At 75.5% G+C, this 1255-nt stretch carries 2 protein-coding genes; both read right to left on the bottom strand.

Annotated elements, in window-relative coordinates:
* Positions 1–62: 62 nt before the first annotated feature.
* The gene (locus tag HW577_RS25225) at positions 63–1154 is read right to left on the bottom strand and encodes a DmpA family aminopeptidase (RefSeq protein ID WP_198378829.1); all 1092 of its coding nucleotides are present in this window, start codon (positions 1152–1154) and stop codon (positions 63–65) included.
* The gene (locus tag HW577_RS27160; RefSeq protein ID WP_408639559.1) at positions 1151–1228 is read right to left on the bottom strand and encodes a hypothetical protein; all 78 of its coding nucleotides are present in this window, start codon (positions 1226–1228) and stop codon (positions 1151–1153) included. The genes HW577_RS25225 and HW577_RS27160 overlap by 4 nt, the downstream gene beginning before the upstream one ends.
* Between the last annotated feature and the right edge of the window lie 27 nt (positions 1229–1255).

Here is a 1255-nt window from a genome sequence, read left to right on the forward strand (position 1 = left end):
GGCCTCGGCGGCCGCCGGTGCGGCGGCGAGCAGCAGGAGCAGCGCCGCCAGCGCCGCCCGCATCACCCGCCCGGCCCGTGCCGCGCCAGCACGGCGCGCAGCGCATCGAGGTCGATCGCCTCCACCTTCACGCGCCGCCCCGTGCGGCCATCGCGCCCGATGGTCGTCGTGGCCATGGTCAGCGCGTTCAGCACCGCCTCCTCCACCGCCTCCGCCGCCGCGACGAACAGCGGCGACATGCGGTCATTCGGCCAGTCGGCGACGATCGCCTGGTGGGCGCGGCGTTCGGCCGTGCGCCGCACGCCGGGATGCGTGCCGAAGGCAATGGCGTAATCGCCCGAGCCGTCGCTGAAGGCCGCCCCGGTGCGCGCGAGCCCCGCCATGGCGCGCGCCCCAAGCCGCGAGAGGTTGCGGTCGGACAGCGGCGCGTCGGTGGCGAGCACGACCATCACCGACCCGTCCGCATCCCCGCGGTCGGTGTGTTCCTTGAGGTACCAGCGACCGAGCTCTCGTCCGACCGGCACGCCATCCATCGTGAGCACGCCGCCGTAATTCGCCTGCACCAGCGCGCCGAGCGTCCAACCGCCGAGCGCCGGCGGCAGGACGCGCGAGGAGGTGCCGATGCCGCCCTTGAAGCCGAAGGCGACGGTGCCCGTGCCGGCGCCGACGCAGCCTTCCGCGACCGGGCCTTCCGCCGCGCCGTCCAGCGCTTCCAGCACATGCGCGCCGGTCACGCCGCGCGCGCGGATGTCGTTCAGCCGCCCGTCATTGGTCTCGCCCACCAGGGCGTTGACGCTGACCGCCTCCGGGTTGCGCGCCAGCGTCCAGTCGACCAGCGCCTCCACCGCGCGTCCGACGGCGAGCGTGTTGGTCAGCACGATGGGCGTCTCGATCTCGCCCAGCTCCGCGACCTGCGTCGCGCCGGCGAGCTTGCCGAAGCCGTTGATGACGGACAGACCCGCCGGGACGCGGTCCGCGAAGGGATTGCCGCCATGGGGCAGGATGGCGGTCACGCCGCTGCGCGTCGCCTCGCCATCGTTCAGCGTGACGTGGCCGACGCGCACGCCGGCGACGTCGGTGATTGCGTTCAGCGCCCCGGGGCGGAAGATGCCCGGGGCCAGGCCGAGGTCGCGGGCGCGGACGCGTCCGCTCACCCCGCCAGCGCCGCCTTCACCGCCGCCAGCGCGTCGGCCGCCTTGTCGGCCTCGGGCCCGCCGGCCTGGGCCATGTCCGGCCGCCCGCCGCCGCCCTTGCC

It is taken from the genome of Neoroseomonas rubea (assembly GCF_016106015.1).
GTDB classification, from domain to species: Bacteria; Pseudomonadota; Alphaproteobacteria; order Acetobacterales; family Acetobacteraceae; genus Neoroseomonas; species Neoroseomonas rubea.